Source organism: Pseudomonas sp. QLc11A (assembly GCF_052112305.1).
Taxonomy (GTDB): Bacteria; Pseudomonadota; Gammaproteobacteria; order Pseudomonadales; family Pseudomonadaceae; genus Aquipseudomonas; species Aquipseudomonas laurylsulfatiphila.
This window is the reverse complement of the sequence record NZ_JAVAJJ010000010.1, coordinates 1-24,878: the sequence shown is the minus strand read 5'-3', so window position 1 is coordinate 24,878 and position 24,878 is coordinate 1. Positions and strand designations below refer to the sequence as shown.

The following is a 24,878-nucleotide window of genomic DNA, read 5'->3' as shown; positions in this document are numbered from 1 at the left end:
CCGAACATGGACAGCCTGAACCGGTTGACGGCGTTGCGAGTGAACAGCGCCGACCAGTTGCCATGGGATGACCGCTGCGACTTGCTGATCGTCGGGTTTGGCGGAGCCGGCGCCTGCGCCGCCATCGAAGCCAGCACTCGCGGCCTGTCGGTGCTCGCCCTGGATCGCTTCGAAGGCGGTGGCGCCACGGCACTCAGCGGTGGCGTGGTCTATGCCGGTGGTGGCACGCCGTATCAGCACCAGGCTGGCTATGAAGACACCAGCGAAGCCATGTTCAACTACCTGCGCCAGGAAGTCGGCGAAGCCGTCAGCCACGAGACATTGCGGGCGTTCTGCGAAGGCAGCCGTGAACAACTGGCCTGGCTGGAACGACAAGGCGCGGCCTTCGAAGCCAGCGTGCCGCCGCACAAAACCTCGTACCCGAGCGACCAGTACTACCTTTATTACTCGGGCAACGAAGCCGTGCCGGCCTATGCCGCCAGCGCCAAACCAGCGCCCCGCGGTCACCGCACCAAAGGCCCCGGCATGTCCGGCGCCAGTCTGTTCGCCCCGCTCAAGGCCAGCGCCTTGCGCCACGGCGCACGCCTGCGCAGCCAGTGCGAAGTACGGCGGCTGGTGCTCGACCTCGACGACAAGGTCCTCGGCGTCGAAGCCTGGCAGTTGCCGTCGGGTAGTCGCGCTGCCAAACAACATGCGCGCCTGTCGCGCTGGGCCGCGGCCATTCATATGTACGCTCCGGCCTTGGCCGACCGCTTGCGCGCCCGTCAGCGTCGCATCGAACAGACCAGCGCCATCCGCCAATTGATTCGCGCCGAACAGGCAGTGCTGTTGAGCAGTGGCGGCTTTATTTTCAATCGTGATCTGGTGCGCCAACACGCGCCGCAGTACCTGGCCGGTCTGCCGCTGGGCGCCACCGGGTGCAACGGCAGCGGCATCGCCCTGGGCCAGAGCGCCGGGGCCAGCGTGGCACGGATGGACAAGATCAGCGCCTGGCGTTTCATCAATCCGCCGCTGGCCTGGGCCCGCGGGCTGATCGTCAATGCCCGCGGACAACGTTACGCCAACGAAGAAATCTATGGCGCGACCCTCGGCCACGCCATGGTCGAAGAACAGGATGGCCGCGCCATTCTGGTGCTCAACCGCGCACTGGTACGTGAGGCATTGAGTCAGGTCGGTCCCGGCAAGGTATGGAATTTCCAGCGCCTGCCGGTGCTCCTCAACCTGCTGTTCAACGCCAAGCGCAGCACCAGCCTCGCCGGCCTGGCCAAGCGCTGCAACCTGCCGCCGGAACTGCTGCGCCAAAGTGTCGAACGCTATTCCCGCGCGGCACGGGGCGAGGTGGCCGACGAATTCGGCAAGTCCGCAGCGATGCTCGCCAACCTCGACCAGGGCCCGTGGTACGCCCTCGATCTTTCATTCGCCAGCAAACTGTTCCCCTGCCCGGTCATCACCCTGGGCGGGTTGAAAGTCTGCGAGGCCAGCGGTCGGGTGCTGGACCCTGCCGGCCAGCCAATAGACGGCCTGTACAGCGCCGGCCGCAATGCGGTCGGGGTCGCCTCCAACCTGTATGTCTCCGGCCTGTCACTGGCCGATTGCATCTATTCCGGTCGCCGGGCTGCCGCCCACGTGGCCGACCAATTCGCACTTCAAACCGCACGATCAGGAGAACAACAATGCAACGTGTAGAAGGCAAAGTCTGCATCATCACCGGCGCCGCCAGCGGCATTGGTCGCGAAGACGCCCTGCTGCTGGCCCGCGAAGGTGCCAAAGTGGTACTGACCGACCTCAACGAAGAAGCCGGTCGCCAGGCGGCTGCGGAAATCGGCGCCAACGCGCTGTTCATCCGCCACGACATCGCCAGCGAAAGCGACTGGCAACACGTGGTCAAGACCACCGTCGAACACTTCGGCCGCCTCGACGTACTGGTCAACAACGCCGCGATCCTGGCCCTGGGCAGCATCGAAGACACCACCCTGGAGCTGTGGCAGAAGGTGCAGAAGATCAACGGCGACGGCTACTTCCTCGGTTGCAAGTACGCCATCCAGGCGATGAAGGAAAGCGGTGGCGGCTCGATCATCAACATGTCGTCAGTCGCCGCCCTGGGCGCCATGCCGATGTTCTGCGCCTACTCGGCATCAAAAGGCGCGGTGGCGGCGATGACCCGTTCCATTGCGCTGCACTGCAAGCAGCAGGGCTACCGCATCCGCTGCAACAGCGTGCACCCCGATGGCGTGAACACGCCGATGACCCAGGCCCTGGCCGGCGGTCAGCCGATCCCGCAGGAAGCGCTGGACCAGGACCCGATGAACCGCATGGCGGCGCCACGGGACATTGCCAACGTGGTGCTGTTCCTCGCCACCGACGAGTCGCGGTTCGTCAACGGTGCCGAGATCCGCGTCGACAACGCCCAACTGATCAGCGGGCTCTGAGGTCGAGGTGAACATGGGCACGCAACAACAGAACCTGACCCCGGCCGAACACACGACGGCAAGCGTCTCATTGCAAGTGTGCGCGGTGATCGACGAGACCGCTGACGCGCGCTCGCTGGTGCTGGACGTACCGCCAACCCTGCGTGAGCGCTTTCGCTACAAACCGGGCCAGTTCCTGAGTTTTCGCGTGCCCTTCGCCGGCAAACTGTTGACCCGCTGCTACTCCATGGCCAGCTCGCCCCTCGCGGACCCACTGCCCAAGGTCACGGTGAAACGGGTCGACGGCGGTCGGGTGTCGAACTGGATGAACGAAGTGCAGGTCGGCGACTGGCTGGAAGTGCTGCCACCGGCCGGGCATTTCTGCCTGGACCCGCAGGTGGACACCGAAAAGCCCCTGGTCCTGTTCGGGGGCGGTTCGGGCATCACACCGGTGTTTTCCATTCTCAAATCAGTGCTCCATGGCAGCCGGCGGCCGATCAAGTTGATCTACGCCAACCGCGATGAGGCGTCGGTGATTTTCAAGGACGAGCTGTGCCAGCTGATCAAGGCGCATCCTGATCAACTGCACGTGGTGCACGTCCTCGATTCGGTGCAGGGCTTCCTGACGGACCATCAGGTCCGTCATCTGCTGCACGGATCGGCCGGCGGCGACTACTTCATCTGCGGGCCGGGCCCCTTCATGGACACCGTGGAGCGCACGCTGCTGGCACTGGGCGAAGCGGCCGAACGCATTCATGTCGAACGTTTCGTCTCGCCACCGGACCCCGATGAACTGCTGGCCGAAGAAACGCTGGCACGAGCGGCGGCCATGGATTCGCACTGTGAAGCACTGATCGTCGAGCTCGACGGCCAGCAACACGAAATTGCCTGTAAACCCGGCGACACCTTGCTGCAAAGTTGCAAAGCGGCTGGCCTCGACGTGCCATCCTCCTGTGAAGAAGGTTTTTGCGGGGCCTGCATGTGCGTGGTCAAGGAAGGCCAGACCCAACTGGCGCGCAACGACGTGCTGACCCCCAAGGAACTCGCCGACGGCTGGACGCTGGCCTGCCAGAGCCGCCCGACGGGTGCCCGGGTACGCCTGAAATTCCCGGATTAAGGCTACACATAACCCTGTAGGAGCGAGCCTGCTCGCGATGGACGTCAACGATAACGCGCCCTGTCTGAATGACCGTGGTGCCCAGACGTTTTTCGCGAGCAGGCTCGCTCCTACAGTTGAAATGTGCCGGACGGGAGAACTGTTGCTTAGTCTCATTGGACGATCACTCAGGCCAAGTCTGCAGTTAGACTCGGCCCCAGCATTAGCCCACAACAATAAAGAGGTGCAGTTATGGCTCGTTTGCAGAACAAGGTCGCGGTGGTCACCGGCGGCGCTTCGGGGATCGGTCTGGCCTGCGTGCGCCGTTTCGCCGCCGAAGGCGCGCAAGTGGTCGGGCTGGACATCGGCAGCGCACCGGCGGATTTCCCCGGCCTGTTCATGACTCTCGATGTGCGCGACGAAGCGCAAGTCCAGCAGGTCATGCAAGACGTCATCAGCCGCTTCGGGCGCATCGACATTCTGGTCAACGCCGCCGGCGTCGCCGACCAGGGCAGCGTGACCCAGACCACCACCGCCAACTGGCAACGGGTGATGGACATCAACCTCACCGGCAGCATGCTCACCAGCAAGTACGCGCTGGCGTCGATGGTGGAACAGCGCGGTGGTTCGATCATCAACGTCGGTTCGATCTTCGGCCTGCAAGGCTGCGACGGCAACGTGGCCTACAACGTGTCCAAGGGCGGCATCAACCAGCTGACCCGCTCGATGGCCATCGACTACGGCTACGCCAACATTCGCGTCAACGGCCTGTGCCCGGGCCTGATCGAAACGCCGATGACCAGCATGGTCCGTGACAACGATGCGTTCCACGCCTTCTTCGCCTCGCAGCACATGCTCAGCCGCTCCGGGCAACCGGAAGAAGTGGCCAACGTCGCGCTGTTCCTGGCCTCGGACGAAGCGTCCTTTGTCAGCGGCCAGATGATCGCCGTGGACGGTGGTTTCTCCGCCGGTCGCCGTTTCGCCCCGCCCGCCCAGTAATTCGCAATCCGGCCGGGCGCCCTGCCCGGCCTACTCCCTTTTTCGCAACTGTCTTCTAACCGGGGAGGCCCCATGCCGCCTGTCGCCACCGCACTGACCATCGCTCAACTGTTCGCCAACGCTGCCCAGGCCTACGGCGACCGCCCGGCCATCGAGGACGCGGGCCACAGCATCAGCTACCGACAACTCGACCAGTTGCGTCGCCAGGCTGCCCGCGCACTGCTGGCCCTCGACGTACAGGTCGGGGACCGCGTGGCAATCTGGGCGCCCAACGTCTGGGAATGGATCGTCGCCGCCGGCGCCCTGCAAAGTGTCGGCGCCGCCCTGGTACCGCTCAATACCCGGATGAAGGGCAGCGAAGCCGGCTACATCCTGCGCGAAAGCGGCACCTGCGTGCTGTTTGCCATCGGCGAATTCCTCGGCGCGGACTACCCCGGCATGCTGGCGTCGGAAGACCTGCCTGAGCTGCGCCACATCGTCAGCCTGCGCGGCGCCAATTCGGGCACTCTGGCCTGGGAGCGTTTTATGGATCTGGCGGCCGACGTGCCGCAACTGGCCTTGCGCACCCGCGAACAGAGCGTTGGCCCGCAAGCCTTGTCCGATGTGCTGTTCACCTCGGGCACCACCGGCAAGCCCAAGGGCGTAATGACCAACCACGGCCAGAACCTGCGCATCGTACGGGACTGGAGCGACATCGTCGGGCTGCGCGAAAGTGATCGCTACCTGATCGTCAATCCGTTCTTCCACTCTTTCGGCTACAAGGCCGGCTGGCTGGCCGCATTGATGCGTGGCTGCACCCTCCTGCCGCAGCAAGTGTTCGACGTGCAGGCCGTGCTTGAATGCGTGCAGCGCGAACGCATCACCGTGTTGCCCGGACCGCCGACGCTGTATCAATCGTTGCTGGCCCATCCGCAACGCAGCGAGTTCGACCTGAGCTCCTTGCGCGTGGCGGTGACCGGGGCGGCGGCGATCCCCGTGGAGATGATCCACCGCATGCGCGACGAACTCGGATTCGCCACCATCGTCACCGCGTATGGCCTGACGGAAGTCTGCGGTTTCGCCACGATCTGCCGCTCCGGTGATTCCGCGGAACTGGTCGCCAACACCAGTGGCCGGGCGATGCCGGGGGTGGAAGTGCGGTGTGTCGGCAATTCTGGCCGCAGCCAACCGGCGAACACTCCCGGTGAAGTGCAGATCCGCGGTTACAACCTGATGCAGGGCTATCTCAACAACCCCGAGGCCAGCCAGGAGCTTCTCGACGCCGACGGCTGGCTGCACACCGGCGACATCGGCATGCTCGACGAACAGGGTTACCTGCGCATCACCGACCGCCTCAAGGACATGTTCATCACCGGTGGCTTCAACGTGTACCCGGCGGAGATCGAACAGTGTCTGCTGACCTACCCGGGCGTAGCCCAGGCCGCGGTGATCGGTATTCCCGATGAGCGCATGGGTGAGGTGGCGATGGCGTTCCTGTTGCCTGCGCCCGGAATGGAAATCGAGCAGGCGCGGTTCCTCGCCTGGTGCCGCGAGCAGATGGCCAATTACAAGGTGCCGCGTCGGGTGCAGGTGCTGCAGAGCATGCCGATCAATGCGGCGGGGAAAGTGACGAAGAATGTGTTGCGCGAGTGGGCACTGCGGCCGGTCAGTTAAGCGTCGGCGATATTTGGTTAATGCCACATTACCTGTGGGAGCGGGCTTGCCCGCGATGGGGGTGTGTCAGTCAACATCAATGTTGAAGCTGACGCCCTCATCGCGGGCAAGCCCGCTCCCACAGGTTTGTGTGTGTGCCTGACGACTGTGAATTCAGACCACCCGCGCCGGGTGCTGTTGGCGCGGGTCGCCGAGCATGGCGCGGTGGGACGGCGGCTGGCGGCCTTCGGCTTCGCTGATGCCATAGCCGGGAGCGACTTCGGCGGTGATCAAGGTCTGTCCGGACAACGCCATCAACTGCGGATCATTGAGCAAGGCATGAATCACCCGCCCATTGAATTGCGGGGTTTCGGCATGGGCGAGAAACGCCTGGTACTGCTCGCCGTGCTGCTCGCCGGCAATCCGGGTGCGTTCGGTCAGTTGCGGGCCGAGCCATAGCGACAACGCCGCCACACCCTGCCCCTCGAAATCAATGGCCATGTCCGCCGCCAGTTTGTCGACGCCGGCCTTTTGCGCGCCGTACGCCGGGCCGTGCATGTAGCACCCGGCCCCGAACGACGACGTGAAGCAGATCAGCCCTTGGGCACTTTTGAGCAACAGCGGCGCGGCGTAGTAGCTGGCGATGTAGGCCGAGCGCAGGCCGACGTCGAGAATCCGGACCAGCTCCAGCGGTTTGGCCCAGAACGGCCCCGGTTCGATCAACTGGTCATGGATGAAGGCGGCGTTGTTCACCAGCAAATCCAGCTGCCCGCACTCTTCTTCTACGCGGGCAAACAAACCCTGAACCTGCGCGTCATCGGCGTGGTCACAGACCACCGCGATACCGCGCCCGCCGGCGGCGGTGATCGCCGCGGCGGTGTCCTCCAGCGAGCCGCGCAAGGCATGCCCGTACAGATTCGAGCCGCCCTGCGCCGGGGCACGACCGGTGACATACACCGTCATGCCCGCCTCCCCGAGGGCCAGGGCAATGCCCTGCCCGACTCCGCGACTGGCGCCGGTCACTACGGCGATCTGTGGACGCTGATTGTTCATTCGACACTCCCGAACAAGGTTTTCGCCGAAGCGGTTTCGCTCTGGCGCTTGATGTGATTGGCGGCCAGGTAACCGAAGGTCATGGCCGGGCCGATGGTCGAGCCGGCACCTGGATAGGTGCGGCCCATCATCGAGGCGGCGCTGTTGCCGATGGCGTACAGGCCGTTGATCGGTTGCCCGTCTTCGTGCAACACGCGGGCGTGCACGTCGGTCAGCAGGCCACCCTTGGTGCCGATGTCACCGGCGTCGATGCGCACGGCGTAGAACGGCCCTTTGAGCAACGGCGCCAGGCACGGATTGGGTTGCACGTTCGGGTCGCCGTAGTAGCGGTCGAACAATGAGTCACCCTTGTGGAAATCCTCGTCGACGCCCTGCACGGCCATGCCATTGAAGCGCTGCACAGTGCGCATTAGTCCGGCAGCGTCGACGCCGATTTTCGTCGCCAGCTCTTCCAGGCTCGACGCCTTGTGGAAGTAGTCACGCAGATGCTCGGGCAATTGCCAGTCGCGCTGGGCATAGCCCGGCAGCAAGGCACCGCATGGATATTTGCGGCGGAACTCGGCATCGAACACCAGCCAGCACGGCACGCTCGCGGCGCCCTCGCGGTTGTTGGCGTACATCGCATAAACGATATCGGTATAGGGCGCGGCTTCATTGACGAAACGTTCGCCCGCGGCGTTGACCATCACGCACCCCGGCAAGGTTCGTTCGACGAACAACGCACGCTGCTTCTCTTCGCCCTTGACGAAAGTGGTCGGCGCCCACCAGCTGTGCTCCATCAACGCGGTACGCGCGCCGATGGCCTGGCCGGCGCGGATGCCGTCGCCGGTATTGTTCGGCGGCGTGGCACTCCAGTTGGCCCGGGACGGCTGCGGCAGGTACTGCTCGCGCATCGCCTGGTTGCGCTCGAAACCACCGGCGGCAATGATCACCCCGTAGCGCGCCTTGACGTGGAGCAACTGACCGTTGCGATTGACCCGCGCACCGCCAACCCGGTCGCCGACCAACAGCAGTTCTTCGAGTGCACAGTTGAGCCACAGGGATTTGCCGCGATCCTGCAGCGAACAGCGCAAGGCACCGATCAAGGCATTGCCCAGGGTCAGGTAGCGGTCGCGACGGGACAAGCGCCGCCCCTCGCGGTCACGCCAGTAACGCCACATCACCCGCAGTGTCAGGCGCAACCAACCGGGGCCACGGCACAGCAGCACCTGCGCCTCTTTCATGGTCATCGCCATGCGCCCCATCATCAGGGTGCCGGGGGACGGTGCGCGCATGCGCAGGAATTCTTCGCCGAGCTCAGCGGCATCGAAGGGTTGCGGATCCATCGAGCGATAGCCCGGTTTGCCGCCTGCGACTTCCGGGTAGTAATCGGCGTAGCGCGGTTGCGCCTCGAAGCGCACCCGGGTGTGTTTTTCCAGATACTCGACCATCTCCCGGCCGTGCTCGACATAGGCTTCGATGCGCCCGTCGTCGATCTCGTCATGGGTCACGGCGCGGATGTAGGCAATCGCTTCGGCTGCAGAATCACTGCCGCCGAGCGCATTGATCCGATGGTTGTTGGGGATCCAGATGCCGCCGCCGGACACCGCCGACGTACCGCCGTACTCGCCGCTCTTCTCGATCAGCAGCGCATTCAAGCCCAGGTCGTGGGCACGCAGCGCAGCGGTCATGCCTCCGGCTCCCGAGCCAACTACCAACACATCACAACACTCGTCCCATTTGATCCCGGCAGCGTTCATGCGATCACCCTTGTTCAGCGCCCATCAGGCAGAAACCGCCACCGCCGGATCTTCGCCCGGTGCAGTCGGTCTCGGGATTGTTCGCCGCACGCGCCGGGGGTTCATCGTCCGATGGGACTAAGGCTGAGACTGCGACAGCCCCGTACAAATCGCTTAGTCCGCTTGGACGATGTTGCGCGCAAGTCGTGACTCCATAGTCGCCCACAACACCAATCCCCCCCTGAAATGCAGGTCGGGCAGGTCTGACCTGGGCCATGAGGACGACATGATAAAAACAATAATCGCCCCACCAACACAGCACCCTCGCACACAGCTTGTTCTATTGATGCTGGCTGGCGGATTAAGCGCTCACGTTAACGCCATGAGCTTTCAGCCGAGCGAAGACTTGAGCATCGACTGGGACACCACACTGACGTACAGCCTCGCCTGGCGGACCGAGTCTCGCGATCACAAACTGACCGCCGATGCCAACGGCAACGACGGCGACAACGCGTTCGATAAAGGCAGCCTGATCAACAACCGCAGTGGCTTTCTCACCGAAGCCAACATCAAGTGGCAGGACGACTATGGCGTGTTTGTCCGGGCGACCGGTTTCTACGACAACGTCTACGATCAGGGCAACGACAACACCACTGGCACCTCGAACTGCTTCGCCGGTGGCCATTGCAGCCAACCCGACCGCTTCTCCCAGGACACCATCGACCAGCATCGCAATGAACTGCGCATGCTCGATTACTATGCCTACGGTACCTGGGACGTGAGCGGCCACGCCCTCAACGCGCGCCTGGGTAATCAGGTGGTGAGCTGGGGTGAAAGCCTGTTCTACCCGGGCATTTCCGCAGCGCAGAGCCCGGTCGACGCGACCAAGGCGACCACGCCGGGCGTCGAGGTCAAGGAAATCCTGCTGCCGGTCGGCCAACTGTTCACCCAGTTCGCCTTGACCGAAAGCCTGGGTGTCCAGGCGTACTACCAATACAAGTGGGAAAAGACCGAGCTGTTCGGCGTGGGCAGCTACTTCTCCACCACCGACTTCATCGATGAGGGCGGCTTCAACGACGCCTCCGGTTTCGTCACCCGCCTCAAGGACGACAAGCCGAGCGACAGCGGCCAGTACGGTCTGGCCTTCACCTACGCCGCCGAGTCGTTGAACAACACCGAGTTCGGCATCTACTACTCGCGCTATCACGACAAGACCCCGTCCCTGGACTTCGCCTCGACCCTGGGTCGCTACCAGGTGCGCTACTTCGACAACATCGACCTGTTCGGCGCGAGCTTCGCCACCGTGCTGGGCGACGTCAGCTGGGCCGGTGAAGTCAGCTACCGCGACGGCACGCCAGTGATGGTCGACAACGGTTTCTCCAGCCCCGTGCGTGGCAAGACCGTGCAGGCGCAAACGTCGATGATCTACGTGCTCGGCCCAACCTCCTTCGCCGACAACACCACCCTGACCGGTGAGCTGGTCTACAACACCGTGGTCAGCAACGACAAGTCGCAGCCGGTCACCCTGGCGCCGGGCTTCGCGCTGCCGGGAACCGACAGCCTGGTCTATGACCGCGATGCCTGGGGCTACACGGTGCAGGCGAACTTTGACTACAACGACGTGTTCAGCGGATGGGACATGTCGGTGCCTGTCACCTTCAGCGCCGCCGCCCACGGCGACAGTTCGATGGTCGGCTCGATCAACGCCGGCCAGAACGATAACCGCGCCAGCATCGGCAGTTCGTGGCGCTACCTGGGCAACTTCACCGTCGAGGCCCGCTACAACGCTTACCTCGGCAACGCCAACAACAGCCCGTTGGCCGACCGCGACAACGTCGCGCTCAACTTCAAGTACCGGTTCTGATTCCCCTGTCGGAGGAGCACAGCATGTCCAGATTCACCCAAACATTATTGAGCACGGCGCTGACCGTCAGCCTGCTCGGCAGTGGCCTGGCCTACGCCAAGGTCAACCCCGAAGAAGCCGCCCGCCTGGGCCAGGACCTGACCCCGATGGGTGCCGAAAAAGCCGGCAACGCCGACGGCAGCATCCCGGCCTGGACCGGCAAATGGCGCGGCCTGCCACCCGGCCTCAAATACGCCGGCCCGGGCACCCCGTACCCGGACCCGTACGCCGCGGAAAAACCGCTGTTCGTGATCGATTCTAAGAACATGGACAAGTACGCCGACAACCTGACCGATGGCCAGAAAGCGTTGCTCAAGCGTTACCCTGACACGTTCAAGATCCCGGTGTACCCGAGCCATCGCGACTTCCGCCTGGATCAGCGCCTGGAAGACCAGGTCAAGAAAAACGCCGTCACTGCCGAACTCGACAATGACAACAACGACACGAAAAACGCCTGGGGTGCCTCGCCGTTCCCGATCCCGAAGAACGGCAGCGAGTTGATGTTCAACCATACCTTGCAGGGGCGCGCCAGCACTGAAGAGGCCACCTACGGCCAGGCGGTGGTGTACTCCAACAAGGAAAAGGTACTGGAAGAGGTCGACTACAAGATCTTCTCGATCTGGTCGAGCCCGGACAAAGCCCTGGATACCGCCAACGGTGTATTCACCCACTTCCTGATCACCACCCTGGAGCCGGTGCGCAAGAAAGGCGAGATCGTGGTCGGCCACGAGTTCATCAACCCGACCGCTTCTCCGCGCCAGGCCTGGCAGTACAGCCCGGGCCAACGCCGGGTACGTCGCGCACCGACCGTGGGTTACGACTCGCCGACCGGCGCGGGAGGTTTCCGCGTGTACGACGAAGACCGGTTGTTCAACGGTGCGCCGGACCGCTACAACTGGACCATCGTCGGCAAGAAAGAGATCTACATTCCGTACCACAACTACAAGATCGACGACCCGAGCGTAACGGTCGACCAGATCCTGGACTCCACCGGTCACGTCGATCCGCAGTACATGCGCTACGAGAAACACCGCGTCTGGGTGTTGCAGGCCAACCTCAAGGAAGGTGCCCGCCACGTATACGCCAAGCGCGTGCTGTACCTCGACGAGGACACCTGGTCGGCAACCATGGCCGACAACTACGACAGCCGTGGCCAGTTGTGGCGCACCAACATGCAGACCTCGATCTACGCCTACGAGATGCAGCGCTACCACGCTCGCCTCGGCATCTACCACGACCTGATCGCCGGCTCCTACCTGGTTGACCGCATGCTGGTCGATCAGAAACCGGCCAAGCTCAACGCCACCGCCTTCACCGAAGACGAATTCACCCCTGGCAACCTGCGCAAACTCGGCACCCGCTAAACTCACCGCGCCCCGACCGATTTCTTCGGTCGGGGCGTTGTGCTTTGTAAAATCCGCGCCTCCCACGGAAAAGTCCCCATGAACAAACTCCTCACCGGCGTCATTGCCTTGGCCAGCGTTGGCCTGTCGATGCAAGCCAGCGCCCTGAACATCCTGCTGACCAACGACGATGGCTGCCGCGCACCCGGCATCGATGCGATGTACCGCGCCCTGACCGCTGCCGGACACACAGTCACCCTGGTCGGTCCGTTGAATGACAGCAGCGGCATCAGTGCCGCCAGCGTGGTCGTGCCCGGCCAGGCCCTGGCGGTGACCGAACTGGCGCCGGGGAAATTTTGCGTCGGGCCGCCGCAAGGCTATACGCCGCCTGCCGGCAAGACTTCCGCCATTGGCACGCCGGTCGATGCGGTCAACGTCGGACTCGACGTGATCCTCAAGGACTCACCGCCGGACCTGGTGGTCTCGGGCAGCAACTTTGGCGAAAACGTCGGCCCGCTGACGCAGATGTCCGGCACCCTCAACGCGGCTGTGCGGGCGATGTTCAAAGGGGTTCCGGCGGTGGCGGTGTCCACGGCCATCGACATGGACCTGATCATCCGCGACCAGCAGGCCGGGTACCGCAAGACCCTCGGTGCGATGGACGACACGGCGCACTTTGCCGTGAAAGTGATCGAACAGGCGAGCCTGGCCGGTACAGAAGCCAGACAGGCCTGTGCCAGGAGTAAACATCAGTGCGATTTGAACGTGCTGGGCCTGCCGGGTGTCAGCGGCCTGAACCTCAACTACCCACCGCTGAAACCCGATGAGGTCAAGGGCGTGAGCTTTGCCTCGATCGGCAACTGGGACCGGGTGAACTTCACCTCACAACGTGGCGCCGACGGCGTGGTCCACGTCAACCTGGCCCCGCCGTCGACACCGACCGACGTCCAGCAAAAGGCCGATGCGTACCAACTGTGGCAAGGACATGCAGTGATCACCGTGATCGACGGCAACATGACGGCACAGGAGGCGGTGCAGGATCAGGCGAAGAAAATCTTGCGAGGGATCAAGCCTTAAGCGCACTCATTCAAAAGAGATGTCGACTGACACTCCGCCATCGCGAGCAAGCTCGCTCCCACATGGTTAGCGGGTGTACGCAACATCTGCGGGCAACCAAATCTACTGTGGGAGCGAGCTTGCTCGCGATAGTGGCAACGCGGTTACGGATCAAACCCATATCGCGTCCCACAGCGGATAATCGCCCAGCTTCCCCACCAATCCCGCGCGCAGCGGGTTGGCGACGACATATCGAGCAAGCTTTACCAGATCGTCATCTCGCCTCAACGCCCGATCGTGATAGCCCTGTTGCCAAAGACTGCCTTTACGTCCGACGGACATGTTCACGGCTCGCGTACTCAATGATTTGGTTTTTTGCATCAGTTGACTGAGTGAGCACTGCTGCAGTTCGATCAACCAATGAAAATGATCGGGCATGACGACCCAGGCTAAAGAGTTCGCCCAGTATTGTTCCTGTGCATATTGAAATTGCTTGACGACCAGCCTGCCCAAACCGAAATCCTTGAAAACCGGTTCTCGGCCCAGCGTGTTGCTCGTCAGCAGGTAAATCCTGTTGGGTTCAGGATAGCGGCCTGTGCGCAGGCGATGTGAGGCGGGTAAATCCGGCATTCCTTTGCCCTCTACATGGTGAGTTCAGGAGAAAGGCTAGACCGGTGGATGCTTGAGAGTTGGGTCAGCTTTTGACTGGATGTGCCTGATAGATCGTCATCGCGAGCAAGCCCGCTCCCACAGGGTTTGTGGGTGTACACAAACTATGCAACCAACCGAAATCACTGAGGGAGCGAGCCTGCTCGCGAAGAGGCCGGCACATTCAACATTGATGTTGACTGACCGACCGCCTTCGCGAGCAGGCTCGCTCCCACAGGTTCAGGTGTTGGCTTCAGACTACCGGCTGGAACGGCACAAACTCGGTCACTTCCAGATCAAACCCGGACACGGCCTTGTACGGCACCGGCGAGCTCATCAGGCGCATTTTGCGCACGTTCTGGTCGCGCAGGATCTGTGCGCCAATGCCCAGGGTCCGTTGCGGAAACTGCGGTGTGCGCGGCTTGCCGCCGCTGCGCTGGCGCAGTTGTTCAAGCACGCCGTTGGCGGTTTCCTTTTGTGCCAGCAATACCAGTACGCCGTTACCGGCGGCGGCGATGCTCGCCAGCGAGCGTTCGAGGGTCCACTGCTGTGTCCCGCCTTCGCTTTCACACCCCAGCACGTCACGCAACGTCTCGATGCTTTGCACCCGCACCAGCACCGGTTGCGTGCTGTCGATCCGGCCCTTGACCAGTGCCAGGTGCAACGCGCCCTGGTAGGTGTCCTGATAGGTCGTCACCTGGAACTCGCCATGGCGTGTCTGTAACGGATACTCACCGCCGCGCTCGATCGTGCCTTCATGCAGGATGCGGTAGTGAATCAGGTCGGCAATGGTGCCTATCCGCAAGCCATGACGCTGGGCGAATTCATGCAACTCGGCGCCACGGGCCAGTTCGCCGTCCTCGTTGAGAATGCCCACCAGGGTGGCCGCCGGTTGCCGCCCCGCCAGCCGTGTCAGGTCGCAAGCGGCCTCGACATGTCCGGCGCGCTGCATCACGCCGCCGGGCAAGGCCTGCACCGGGAAGATATGCCCCGGTTGCACCAGGTCCGCCGGTACGCTGGCCGGGTCGACCGCCACCTGGATCGACCGCGCCCGGTCCGCCGCTGAGATGCCGGTGGACACCCCGGTGGCGGCTTCGATCGAGCGGGTAAACCCCACGCCATGTTGCGCCCGGGAGTTGGGCACCATCAGGTCCAGGCCCAGCGCGCGGCAGCGCTGCTCGGTCAAGGCCAGGCAAATCAGCCCGCGTGCCTGCACCGCCATGAAGGTGACGGCCTGGGCCCCGGCCTGTTCGGCGGCCATCAGCAGCGAACCTTCGCCGTTGTGTTCATCGTCGGTAATCACCACCATTTGACCGGCGCCGATGGCCTCGATCAGTTGCGGCACCGTGTTGAAAGCCAGGCCGCTCATTTGAGTGCTCCACGCAAATCGGCGCAAGCGTCTGTCAACGCTTGTGCTGCTGCTTCAACAAACGGCGCCATGCTGATAAAGCCGTGGATCATGCCTTCGTAACGCTGCACACGCACCGCCACACCGGCTTCGCGCAGGCACTCGGCCAACGCTTCGCCCTCGTCCCGCAGCGGATCGAACCCGGCGCTGAACAATGTGGTCGGCGGCAAGCCTGCCAGGCTTTCGGCTCGCAATGGCGAGGCCAACGGATCATCCGCCTGTCCATCCTCTTGCAGGTATTGCTGCCAGAACCAGCGCATCGCCTTGGCGGAAAGCAGGTAACTTTCGGCGAATGCCTCGAAGGACTGACTGTCGCATCCGGCATCGGTGACCGGGTAGAACAGGCACTGATAGCTGATCGTCGGTCCCTTGCCTTGCGCCGCCAGCTGGCTGACCGCCAGCGCCAGATTGCCACCGGCGCTGTCGCCGGCCACGGCCAGCCGGCTGCCATCGACGCGCAGTTCAGCCGCGTGCTCAACCAGCCAGCAGGTGGCCGCATAGCAATCGAGGGGCGCCGCCGGGAACGGGTGTTCCGGGGCCAATCGATAAGCCACGGACACCACCACCGCCTCGGTCTGGCGCGCCAGCGAACGGCAAAGATTATCGTGGGTATCGAGATTGCCCATGACAAATCCGCCGCCATGGAAATACACCAGCAACGGCAGGTCGGGCGCTTCCGATGGCCGGTACAGCCGTGCATCCAGATCACCGTCCGCGCCGGCCACTTTCAGATCGTGCACCTCGCTCATCGGCTCGCCAGGAATGGCGGGCAACATATTGTCGGAGAACTGCCGGTACTGAGCGGCATCGACCTGGCTGAAATCGGGTTCCGGGAGGTCGCGAAATTGCTGGAGAACCCCGGCGATCTGCTTATCGAGCGGCATGGGCATCGTCCTCTACGTCGGTCATTTGAAATTGCGGATTGGTCTCGCCCAGGATGCTTTGTACCCGGCGCTCAAGGGCCGGTTTGAAACCCTTGTGGGGCAGGATCCAGAAGCGTTTTTGCGCGACGGCGGCGAACACTAGCGCGGCCAGCTCCGCCGGGGTCATGCCCTGGCGAATGGTGCTGTCGAGCAGTTGACTGAAGTCCGATCCGGCGCTGTCCACCACCTGGTTCGACGCCATGATTTCACTGGCCACCGGCCCCGGGCACAGTACCGAAACCGACACCGGCGCACCGAGCATGGCAAGTTCGTAATGCAGGGTTTCCGAAAGCGCGACCACCGCCTGCTTGGTCACGTTGTACGGTGCCATCAGCGGACTGCTGACCAGCCCGGCAAGGGACGCGGTGTTGATCACATGGGCTGCCCGGCCCTGACTGAGCAACAGCGGCACGAAACTGCGAATGCCGTTGATCACGCCGCCCAGGTTGACGTCGAGCATGCGCTGCCATTGCGCCTCGGTGATTTCCCAGCTGAAGCCGGTCTGCATGACGCCGGCGTTGTTGAACAGCAGGTCGACCCCGCCAAAGTGCTCGACAGCCCGGTCACGCAAGCGCTCGACCTGCTTGACCTCACCGACATCGGTGACGCAGGCAATCGCTTGCGCACCACCGGCCTTCAATTCGTCGCACAGGGCTTGCAGGCCCGCCGCATCCCGATCCGCCAGCACCAGGCGCATGCCCAGTGTCGCCGCATGTTCGGCCAGGCCTCGGCCGATACCACTGGCGGCCCCGGTAATCACCGCGACCGGCCCTTGTTCATTACTCATCGCCAACTCCTGCCATGGGTCCAATGGCGCCAGTAGAGCGGGCCTACTTAAAGCAGCCATCGTCCATTCAGACGATGCCCGCTTTTACAGGGGCGGCAGAATCCCTTACATGCGCCAACCCCGTGATCCCTTGGGAGAATAATAAGATGAGTACCCTGCACCGCATCGAAGCCAAACTGCTGGAAGACCGCTACGCCCGTGGCTGGCATTGCCTGGGCCTGGCTGCGCAATACCGCGACGGCAAGGCCCATCGCCTGGAGGTGTTCGGCACCCGCCTGGTGGCGTTCCAGGGTGAAGACGGTGAACTGCATATTCTCGATGGCTACTGCCCGCACATGGGTGCCGACCTGAGCACCGGTTGCGTTGAGGGCAACTCGATCCGCTGCCCGTTCCACGCCTGGCGCTGGGGCGCCGACGGCGTGTGCGATGACATCCCCTACGCCAAGCGCATCCCGCCACGGGCCAAAATCAAAAGCTGGCCGATCATGGAAGAGAACCAGCTGCTGTTCGTCTGGAATGACCCCGAAGGCAACCCGCCGCTGCCGGAACAACGCATTCCGCGCATCGACGCCTGCTACAGCGACGAATGGGCCGAGTGGGAAGTCGCCGAGTTGCAGATTGGCACCAACTGCCGCGAACTGATCGACAACATCGCCGACATGGCGCACTTCGGCACCGTGCACGGCGCGCCGGTCGATGAGTTCATCAATATTTTCGAAGGCCACCTGGCCACCCAGATCATGCGCGCCCGCAGCGAACGCCTGTCCGGCGACAGCGTGTTGACCACCGAAGCCACCTACTTCGGCCCGGCCTATCAGATCACTGAAATGAACGGCGCCATGAACGGCCAGCCGATCCATTCGATCCTGCTCAACTGCCACGTGCCAATCGATCTGGACAGCTTCACCCTGCGCTACGGCGTGCTGGTGAAAAGAATCCCGGGGCTCAGCGAAGAGCAGAACCAGGCGATGGCCAAGGCCTATGTGGCACAGGCCCAGGCAGCCTTCTACGAAGACGTGGCCATCTGGCACAGCAAGACCCGCGTCGACAATCCGCTGCTGTGCGACGGCGACGGTCCGGTCTATCAGTTGCGCCGTTGGTACGAGCAGTTCTACACCGACGTCGAGGCGCTGTCGGCAGACGTTGCCGAACACAAGAAGTATGTCGTGCGCGCCAGCGAACGGGTCTGACGCCAGCGGCTTTTCGCCCGCCCCGGGCCTGATTGGCAGCCGCCTGTCAGGCCCTGAGCCCGAGCGTTGCAAGGAGTCGATACCGGCGCTTATTCTCGGCCACCGCCAACGCTAATAATAAAAACGGTTTTTCCCTATGCAGCAGAGCCTCAGCCTCGATACGTTCAGTGATTTGATCGGCAACCTCTATCAGGGTCCGCTGGAAAACATTCCCTGGGCGACGTTCCTCAATCAGCTCAATGTGCATCTGAACAGCAAATACGTGACCTTCATCCTGCGTCCGCCCAGTGCCCACGTGGACGGTTTGATGGTCAACACCACCGGCACTTCGACCGAGGCGACCGCGTCGTACAACAAACACTTTTTCAGCCTCGACCCCTTTGTCGACCTGCCCAACCGCCAGGTCGTGACCCTCGCCGAGTTTGTCTCCAACGACGACTGGCAGAATTCCGAGTTCTACAAGAATTTCCTGGAACCGGTGGACGTGTTCCACATTCTCGGTGCCGACATCAACACCGTCGACGGCGCCCAGTGCCGCATTCGCATCAGCCGCGGACGTGACGACAAGCCTTTCGGCAATGCAGAAAAGGCCATGCTCACGCATTTCATTCCGCACCTGGAGCGGTCGATCAAGATCCACATGCAGCTCAACCGCATCGAAGCCGAGCGCAACCTGTACGCCGGTGCGGTGAACCAGATGGCAGTCGGCACGATCATCCTCGACGAGTCCGGCAAGGTGCTGCAGACCAACCAGGTCGCCGACCGGCTGATCCAGGAAAAGGACGGCATCAAACTGGTCAACGATGGCCTGCAGGTGGGTACGGCCCGGGACACCCAGGAGTTCCGCCGCCTGGTCAAGCAGTCGCTGCTGTCGCAAAAGAGCAGCAACCCGTCCGTGGTCGAAGCCCTGCGCGTGCAGCGCCCGTCCGGCAAAGCGGACCTGGGGATCATCGTGCGCTCGGTGCCATTGACCGACTGGAGCGAAGGCAAACAGTGCCCGACCGTGGTGATTTTCATCAGCGACCCGGAACAACAGTCCACCGCGCCGCAGGAAATCGTGCGCGCGCTGTTCGACTTCACCCCGGCGGAAACCCAGCTGGCGATGCTGCTGGCCAACGGTCTGACCCTCGACGAAGCCTCGGAAGAGCTGGGCATCAGCCGCAACACCTCGCGGGCCCACCTGCGCTCGACCTTCTCCAAGACCGGCGTGACCCGCCAGACCATGCTGGTGCGCCTGATCCTGCGCAGCGTGGCGACCCTCGGCTGACCCTCATTGCCGCCCTCGTCCGCTCGGACGATGGCGGCCCCCGTGGTACAGCGCACAGTGTCCCCATCCCAAACAGGGGACTGCCCCATGCGCAACTGCCCAACCATCCTCAAGACTGAACTGCTGGCGCAAAGCGGCCACTTTCAGATCGAAGCCCTGCACCTGCAATTCAGCAACGGCCAGCAGCGGGTCTACGAACGCCTGCGCGGCACCGGTTATCGCTCGGTGATGCTGGTGGCGATGCCTGATCCTGCGCATGTGCTGCTGGTGCGCGAATACGCGGTCGGTGTGGAAAAAACCATACTCGGCCTGCCCAAGGGCGGCGCCGAGCCCGATGAAGACTATTTGCAGGCGGCGCAGCGCGAACTGAGCGAAGAAGTCGGCCTGCGCGCCGCACGCCTCACCGAACTGGGCGAACTGACCCTGGCACCGGGGCATTTGTGCCATCGCTACCGGGTGGTACTGGCCGAACAACTGAGCCCCTGCCAACTCGAAGGCGACGAACCCGAACCCCTTGAATGCTTGCGAGTACCCCTGGCGCAGATCCCTGAACTGGTAGCCCGCGGCGAACTGCACGAAGCGCGGGCGATCGCCGCACTGTTCATGGCCATGGGCACCCTCGCCCGAAGAACCTGACACCACACAGAGGGTCACGGCCTGACGCAAATCCCGGGAACACCAAATAACCTTGTGGGAGCGGGCTTGCCCGCGAAGAGGCCGGCACAGCCAACATCCATGGTGCCTGACACGCCGCCATCGCGAGCAAGCTCGCTCCCACAAGGTGACGGGGCAGCTTCAAATTGATCGGCTAGTCCATTCGGACGAAGTCACCCTCGCGCTACAGCCATAACCTGTCTCTACAACAATAAAACTGTGTCGAGACTCATCATGCGCAAATCTACTTGTGCTCTGTTCATCATCGTCTGTACAGGCGCGTCCACCAGCCTGTGCCAACTGTTCAAAAACGAAGCCTATCGACCGACCACGACGTATTTCAGTTGTGCGAGCGCGGCGATCAATTGCTATCCACCGCTGGTACGTAATCTGTTGCCTTGAGCGCAAGATTTCACCGGCAATAAAAAAACCACCGAATCATCGGTGGTTTTTTCGTCGCTTCCAGGATCAGGTTGGCAATACCCCACGGGCCCGCGACAAGGTCAACGCCAGATCCTCAATCATGTCCTCCTGCCCCCCCACAGTCCCACGCCGCCCCAGCTCCACCAACAGCTCACGCGCCGCAATCCCGTACTTCTGCTCAGCCCGTTTGGCGAACAGCAGGAACGAACTGTAAACCCCGGCATATCCCAACGTCAGCGCATCGCGGTCAAGGCGGATCGGCTGGTCCATCATCGGCACCACCAGGTCTTCGGCCACGTCCATGATCTTGTACAGATCCACACCACTGTTAACGCCCATGCGCTCCAGCACCGCGACGAACACTTCCAGCGGCGTGTTGCCCGCGCCCGCACCAAGGCCCGCAACAGACCCGTCGATCCGCGCAGCACCAGCTTCAATGGCGGCCAGGGAGTTGGCGATGGCCATGCCCATGTTGTGGTGGCCGTGGAAGCCGACTTCAGTCCCGGCGTTCAGGCCGGCGCGCAGGGCACCGATCTTTTGCGTCACTTCATCGGGCAACATGTAGCCGGCCGAGTCGGTGCAATAGATGCAATTGGCGCCGTAGCTTTCCATCAGCCGCGCCTGCTCCAGCAGTTTCTCCGGGCTGACCATGTGCGCCATCATCAGGAAGCCGACGGTGTCCAGGCCCATCTTCGCCGACATGCCGATGTGCTGGCCGGACACGTCCGCTTCGGTGCAATGGGTCGCCACGCGAATGGTCGAGACCCCATGCTCATGGGCCATCTTCAGGTGGTCGAGGGTGCCGATCCCCGGCAACAACAGGGCCGAAACCCTGGCCTGTTTCATCTGCGGGATCACCGCAGCGAAGTACTCTTCGTCGCTGTGGGCCGGGAAACCGTAATTCAGCGACGCACCGCCCAGGCCATCGCCATGGGTGATTTCGATCAGCGGCACACCAGCCGCATCAAGGCCGGTGGCCACCGCGACCATTTGTTCAATGCTGATTTGATGCTGTTTGGCGTGCATGCCGTCGCGCAGGCTCATGTCATGCAGACGGACGCTCTTACCTTGCAAATTCATACTCATCTCCACTCAACGGACAGGCAGTTGCAGGGTGCCCTTGTGGGCTTCTTCGGCGAACATCTCGGCCGTGCGTAAACCGGCGGCGGTCATGATGTCGAGATTGCCGGCGGACTTGGGCAGGAAATCGCCGAGGCCTTCGACCTCGATGAAGATCGACACCTTGCGCCCGTCGAACACCGGCCCGTTGATCAGCTTGTAGCCGGGCACATAGCGCTGCACCTCGCGAACCATGTCCAGCACCGAGGTGCGGATCGCATCCTGGTTCGGCTCGTCATCGGTCAGGCAGTGGATGGTGTCGCGCATCATCAGCGGCGGCTCGGCCGGGTTGATGACGATGATGGCTTTACCGCGTCGGGCGCCGCCGATCTTCTCCACCGCACCGGCCGTGGTGCGGGTGAATTCGTCGATGTTCTGCCGGGTACCCGGGCCAACCGAACCGGACGACACGGTGGCAACGATTTCGCCGTAGCTCACCGGTTGCACCCGCGACACCGCCGCCACCATCGGGATGGTCGCCTGACCACCGCAGGTGACCATGTTGACGTTCATTGCCAGGCTCGACGCGTGCTCCTTGAGGTTGACCGGCGGCACGCAGAACGGGCCGATGGCCGCCGGCGTGAGGTCGATCATGATCACCCCGAGCTCGTTGAGCTTGCGGCTGTTTTGCGCATGCACGTAGGCCGAGGTGGCGTCGAAAGCGATCCGAATATCATCGTCGAGCACGTGCGGCAGCAAGCCATCGACACCGCCGGCGGTGGTTTTGATGCCCATTTCCCTGGCTCGTTTCAGGCCTTCGGATTCAGGGTCGACGCCAACCATCCATACCGGCTCGATCCATTGCGATCGGCACATTTTCATCAGCAGATCGGTGCCGATATTGCCCGGGCCGATAATGGCCGCTCTGAGTTTTTTGCTCATGGGGTCAAACTCCAAAAGTCAGGCGCAGAAAGACACCCGGGCACTGCCCAGGCCATCGATGGTCAGAGAAAAACGGTCGCCGGCACGGGCCGGTTCCAGTGGCACCAGGGAGCCGGACAGGATGATTTCCCCGGCCTTGAACGGAATGCCGAAGGCGCCCAGGGTGTTGGCCAGCCAAGCCACCGCCGTCAATGGATTGCCCTGCACCGCCGAACCCAGGCCTTCGCTCAGGGGTTCACCGTTCTTGAACACGCGCATGCGCAAGTTCGGCAAGTCCAGCTCACGCGGGTCGACCTTGCTGTCGCCCAGCACGAATACGCCGCAGGAGGCGTTGTCAGCGACCGTGTCCTGGATGCGAATGCGCCAGTCGTGAATCCGCGAGTCGACGATCTCGAAGCACGGCATCACGTATTCGGTGGCGTCCAGCACATCGGCTTCGGTGATGCCCGGGCCGACCAGGTCGCGCTTGAGCTTGAAGGCGATCTCGCCCTCGGCACGGGGCTGGATCAGTTTGTTGGCCGACAGGGAAATTTGCGCATCGTCATCGAACCACATCTGCCGCGTGATGAAGCCGAAATCCGGCTGATGCACGTTGAGCATCTGCTGCACTGCCGCCGAGGTCACACCGATCTTCTTGCCGACGATCCGGTCACCGGCCGCCACCCGACGCTCAATGGCGTACAGGGAAATGTGATAGGCGTCTTCGATGCTGATCGACGGCCAACGCTCGGTCAGCGGCGCCAGGGTCGAGCCGCTGAGCAGCGCCTGATAAAGCTCTTCGCCGAACTCACGGCGCAATTGCACGCTCATCCGCGGGCCTCCTGAAGAAACGCCAGGCACTGGCTGTTGAAATAGTCACGGTGCTCGACCTGAACCCAATGCCCGCACTCGCTGAGCATCACGAAACGGATTCTGGAACAGTTCTCGAGCATGGTCCGGGCACCGGAGGACGGGCAGAACTTGTCGTTCATGCCCCAGAAACCGAGGATCGGGCACCGCAACTCACCCAGGCGCGACGTCATGTTCGGTACCTGCATGGTCGACAGCACGCACACCGGCTGCTGTTGCACCACGGCCACCCGCTCGTTGACCGTCTCGTCGCTGATCAGGCTTTCGTCGAACAGCTGCAGCGCCAGCAGGCGACGCATGCCCGCCGCGTCGTTCAGCTCACCCTTGGCGAAGGCCGCGCCCATTTTCTGGATACCTTCCATCTGCAGGTAATACTGTTCCTTTTCCATCAGGCCACCGGGGGCCATCAGCACCAGACGGCTGACACGCTGCGGTTGGTCGAGGGCCAGTTTGATCGCGATCGCGCCGCCCAACGAATTACCGACCAACACACAACGCTGGATGTCGAGGGCATCGAGCAAACCGCTCAGGGCTGCGACAAAAAAATCCAGGGTGTAGAGGGTGTCGGGTTTGTCCGAGGCGCCGTAGCCCGGCAGATCCGGGACTATCACCCGGTAACCGGCCTCGGCAAACACCGGGTAGTTCTGCTTGAAGTTGCTGTGACCGCTGGCGCCCGGCCCGCTGCCATGGATGAAGATCACCGGCTCGCCGTTGCCGCCATCCTTCCCGCCTGTATCCACATAGCGCAGCTGCAAACCATCCGGCAGCGTAACGAAGTGCCCTTGCGCTGAAGCGCCCATAAGGTGTCCTCCCGGCCTGTTGTTGTAGCTGGATTATTCAGACGGGCCGGCTGCGCAACATCGTCCGACAGGACTACGCCCTTGTAGGAGCGAGCCTGCTCGCGAAAAACGCCAGGACACCGTGGGGCATCAGGTTTTACGCGTTATCGTTGACGTCCATCGCGAGCAGGCTCGCTCCTACACCGTTCCTAGTCTCATCGGACGTTGGATTACAGGGACCACAGACCTAGCATCGACGGCATTCCCGAGCGGCAAAAAGAGAACTCCCATGCTTGACCCAATGGACTTTCGCGGCAAAGTGGTACTGGTCACCGGCGGTGGCAAAGGTGTGGGCCGCGGCATCAGCCAGCGCTTTCTCGAGTGCGGCGCCGAGGTGGTGATCTGCGGGCGCGAAGCCCCGCCATCCGTGCCTGCCAGCGGCGGGCGCGAGGCGCTGTTCGTGCCCTGCGACCTGCGGGAATTCGAACAATCCGGGCGTTTGATCGCACAGATCGTCGAGCGTTTCGGCCGCCTCGATGTGCTGGTCAACAACGCCGGCGGTTCACCGAATGCCGACGCGGCCACCGCGTCTCCTCGCTTCAGCGAAGCGATCATTCGCTTGAACCTGATCGCGCCACTGAACCTGTGCCAGCAGGCCAACCAAGTGATGCAGGCCCAGGTCGACGGCGGCGCGATCATCAACATCTGCAGCGTCAGCGCCACCCGCCCCTCCCCCGGCAC

23 protein-coding genes are annotated in these 24,878 nt (G+C 62.9%); 13 read left to right on the top strand and 10 right to left on the bottom strand.

Features of this window, described 5'->3' with window-relative positions; genetic code table 11:
* Positions 1–6: 6 nt before the first annotated feature.
* The 5 genes from Q8X48_RS15825 (at position 7) to Q8X48_RS15805 (ending at position 6,156) form a co-directional block, all read left to right on the top strand.
* On the top strand, positions 7–1,686 hold the full coding sequence (locus tag Q8X48_RS15825) for an FAD-binding protein (RefSeq protein ID WP_407801104.1): 1,680 nt from the start codon (positions 7–9) through the stop codon (positions 1,684–1,686).
* Positions 1,674–2,429, top strand: a complete 756-nt coding sequence (locus Q8X48_RS15820; protein ID WP_015094272.1) for a glucose 1-dehydrogenase — start codon at positions 1,674–1,676, stop codon at positions 2,427–2,429. Before Q8X48_RS15825 ends, Q8X48_RS15820 begins: the two co-directional genes overlap by 13 nt.
* A 13-nt stretch (positions 2,430–2,442) precedes the next feature.
* Entirely contained in the window at positions 2,443–3,525 is a 1,083-nt protein-coding gene (locus tag Q8X48_RS15815; RefSeq protein ID WP_407801103.1) for a 2Fe-2S iron-sulfur cluster-binding protein, read from the top strand.
* 231 nt (positions 3,526–3,756) lie between these two features.
* Positions 3,757–4,503, top strand: coding sequence for an SDR family NAD(P)-dependent oxidoreductase (locus tag Q8X48_RS15810; RefSeq protein ID WP_095967411.1), 747 nt, complete (start codon positions 3,757–3,759; stop codon positions 4,501–4,503).
* A gap of 72 nt (positions 4,504–4,575) precedes the next feature.
* Positions 4,576–6,156: a FadD3 family acyl-CoA ligase gene (locus Q8X48_RS15805; protein WP_407801102.1), complete on the top strand. Its 1,581-nt coding sequence runs from the start codon at positions 4,576–4,578 to the stop codon at positions 6,154–6,156.
* Between the two features lie 153 nt (positions 6,157–6,309).
* On the opposite strand, the gene Q8X48_RS15800 is transcribed toward Q8X48_RS15805, so the two are convergent.
* Both Q8X48_RS15800 and Q8X48_RS15795 read right to left on the bottom strand, forming a co-directional pair.
* Complete coding sequence (locus Q8X48_RS15800) at positions 6,310–7,188, bottom strand: SDR family NAD(P)-dependent oxidoreductase (RefSeq protein WP_407801101.1); 879 nt, start codon at positions 7,186–7,188, stop codon at positions 6,310–6,312.
* Complete coding sequence (locus Q8X48_RS15795) at positions 7,185–8,927, bottom strand: FAD-binding protein (RefSeq protein ID WP_407801100.1); 1,743 nt, start codon at positions 8,925–8,927, stop codon at positions 7,185–7,187. The genes Q8X48_RS15800 and Q8X48_RS15795 overlap by 4 nt, the downstream gene beginning before the upstream one ends.
* Before the next feature lie 265 nt (positions 8,928–9,192).
* On the opposite strand from Q8X48_RS15795, the gene Q8X48_RS15790 reads away from it, so the two are divergent.
* From Q8X48_RS15790 to surE, 3 genes are all read left to right on the top strand, one after another.
* Entirely contained in the window at positions 9,193–10,770 is a 1,578-nt protein-coding gene (locus Q8X48_RS15790) for a DUF1302 domain-containing protein (protein ID WP_407801099.1), read from the top strand.
* Between the two features lie 23 nt (positions 10,771–10,793).
* Complete coding sequence (locus tag Q8X48_RS15785) at positions 10,794–12,173, top strand: DUF1329 domain-containing protein (RefSeq protein WP_407801098.1); 1,380 nt, start codon at positions 10,794–10,796, stop codon at positions 12,171–12,173.
* A gap of 78 nt (positions 12,174–12,251) precedes the next feature.
* A complete protein-coding gene (surE, locus tag Q8X48_RS15780; RefSeq protein WP_407801096.1) occupies positions 12,252–13,229 on the top strand; it encodes a 5'/3'-nucleotidase SurE in 978 nt (325 codons plus the stop codon).
* A 150-nt stretch (positions 13,230–13,379) separates the two neighbouring features.
* Here the strand turns inward: surE and Q8X48_RS15775 are convergent, their stop codons facing one another.
* From Q8X48_RS15775 to Q8X48_RS15760, 4 genes are all read right to left on the bottom strand, one after another.
* Positions 13,380–13,838, bottom strand: coding sequence for an REP-associated tyrosine transposase (locus tag Q8X48_RS15775; protein ID WP_095967419.1), 459 nt, complete (start codon positions 13,836–13,838; stop codon positions 13,380–13,382).
* Positions 13,839–14,109: 271 nt separating this feature from the next.
* Positions 14,110–15,225 (bottom strand): 3,4-dihydroxy-2-butanone-4-phosphate synthase, encoded by a 1,116-nt coding sequence (locus Q8X48_RS15770; protein ID WP_407801093.1) that lies wholly within the window; start codon positions 15,223–15,225, stop codon positions 14,110–14,112.
* The gene (locus Q8X48_RS15765) at positions 15,222–16,148 is read right to left on the bottom strand and encodes an alpha/beta hydrolase (RefSeq protein WP_407801091.1); all 927 of its coding nucleotides are present in this window, start codon (positions 16,146–16,148) and stop codon (positions 15,222–15,224) included. Before Q8X48_RS15765 ends, Q8X48_RS15770 begins: the two co-directional genes overlap by 4 nt.
* Positions 16,135–16,974, bottom strand: a complete 840-nt coding sequence (locus Q8X48_RS15760) for an SDR family NAD(P)-dependent oxidoreductase (protein WP_407801089.1) — start codon at positions 16,972–16,974, stop codon at positions 16,135–16,137. The genes Q8X48_RS15765 and Q8X48_RS15760 overlap by 14 nt, the downstream gene beginning before the upstream one ends.
* 146 nt (positions 16,975–17,120) lie before the next feature.
* Here Q8X48_RS15760 and Q8X48_RS15755 point away from each other — a divergent pair, with 146 nt between their 5' ends.
* The 4 genes from Q8X48_RS15755 to Q8X48_RS15740 all read left to right on the top strand — a co-directional run bounded on the left by Q8X48_RS15755 (position 17,121) and on the right by Q8X48_RS15740 (position 20,487).
* Positions 17,121–18,164 (top strand): Rieske 2Fe-2S domain-containing protein, encoded by a 1,044-nt coding sequence (locus Q8X48_RS15755; RefSeq protein WP_407801087.1) that lies wholly within the window; start codon positions 17,121–17,123, stop codon positions 18,162–18,164.
* A 136-nt stretch (positions 18,165–18,300) separates the two neighbouring features.
* Positions 18,301–19,431: a helix-turn-helix transcriptional regulator gene (locus Q8X48_RS15750; RefSeq protein ID WP_407801085.1), complete on the top strand. Its 1,131-nt coding sequence runs from the start codon at positions 18,301–18,303 to the stop codon at positions 19,429–19,431.
* Positions 19,432–19,518: 87 nt separating this feature from the next.
* A complete protein-coding gene (nudE, locus tag Q8X48_RS15745; RefSeq protein ID WP_407801083.1) occupies positions 19,519–20,067 on the top strand; it encodes an ADP compounds hydrolase NudE in 549 nt (182 codons plus the stop codon).
* A 252-nt stretch (positions 20,068–20,319) separates the two neighbouring features.
* Positions 20,320–20,487 (top strand): hypothetical protein, encoded by a 168-nt coding sequence (locus Q8X48_RS15740; protein WP_407801081.1) that lies wholly within the window; start codon positions 20,320–20,322, stop codon positions 20,485–20,487.
* Positions 20,488–20,553: 66 nt separating this feature from the next.
* Here Q8X48_RS15740 and dmpG read toward each other — a convergent pair whose 3' ends face one another.
* Genes dmpG through Q8X48_RS15720 form a run of 4 tightly spaced genes read right to left on the bottom strand, consistent with a single transcriptional unit; the run spans position 20,554 to position 24,158 of the window.
* Positions 20,554–21,588, bottom strand: coding sequence for a 4-hydroxy-2-oxovalerate aldolase (gene dmpG, locus Q8X48_RS15735; RefSeq protein WP_407801079.1), 1,035 nt, complete (start codon positions 21,586–21,588; stop codon positions 20,554–20,556).
* A 12-nt stretch (positions 21,589–21,600) separates the two neighbouring features.
* The gene (locus Q8X48_RS15730) at positions 21,601–22,509 is read right to left on the bottom strand and encodes an acetaldehyde dehydrogenase (acetylating) (protein WP_217835796.1); all 909 of its coding nucleotides are present in this window, start codon (positions 22,507–22,509) and stop codon (positions 21,601–21,603) included.
* Between the two features lie 18 nt (positions 22,510–22,527).
* Complete coding sequence (locus Q8X48_RS15725; RefSeq protein ID WP_407801076.1) at positions 22,528–23,319, bottom strand: fumarylacetoacetate hydrolase family protein; 792 nt, start codon at positions 23,317–23,319, stop codon at positions 22,528–22,530.
* Positions 23,316–24,158, bottom strand: a complete 843-nt coding sequence (locus Q8X48_RS15720) for an alpha/beta fold hydrolase (protein ID WP_407801074.1) — start codon at positions 24,156–24,158, stop codon at positions 23,316–23,318. Before Q8X48_RS15720 ends, Q8X48_RS15725 begins: the two co-directional genes overlap by 4 nt.
* Before the next feature lie 268 nt (positions 24,159–24,426).
* Between Q8X48_RS15720 and Q8X48_RS15715 the strand changes: the two genes are divergently transcribed.
* Positions 24,427–24,878: SDR family NAD(P)-dependent oxidoreductase (locus tag Q8X48_RS15715; RefSeq protein WP_407802771.1), on the top strand; the 452-nt coding region annotated here is incomplete at its 3' end.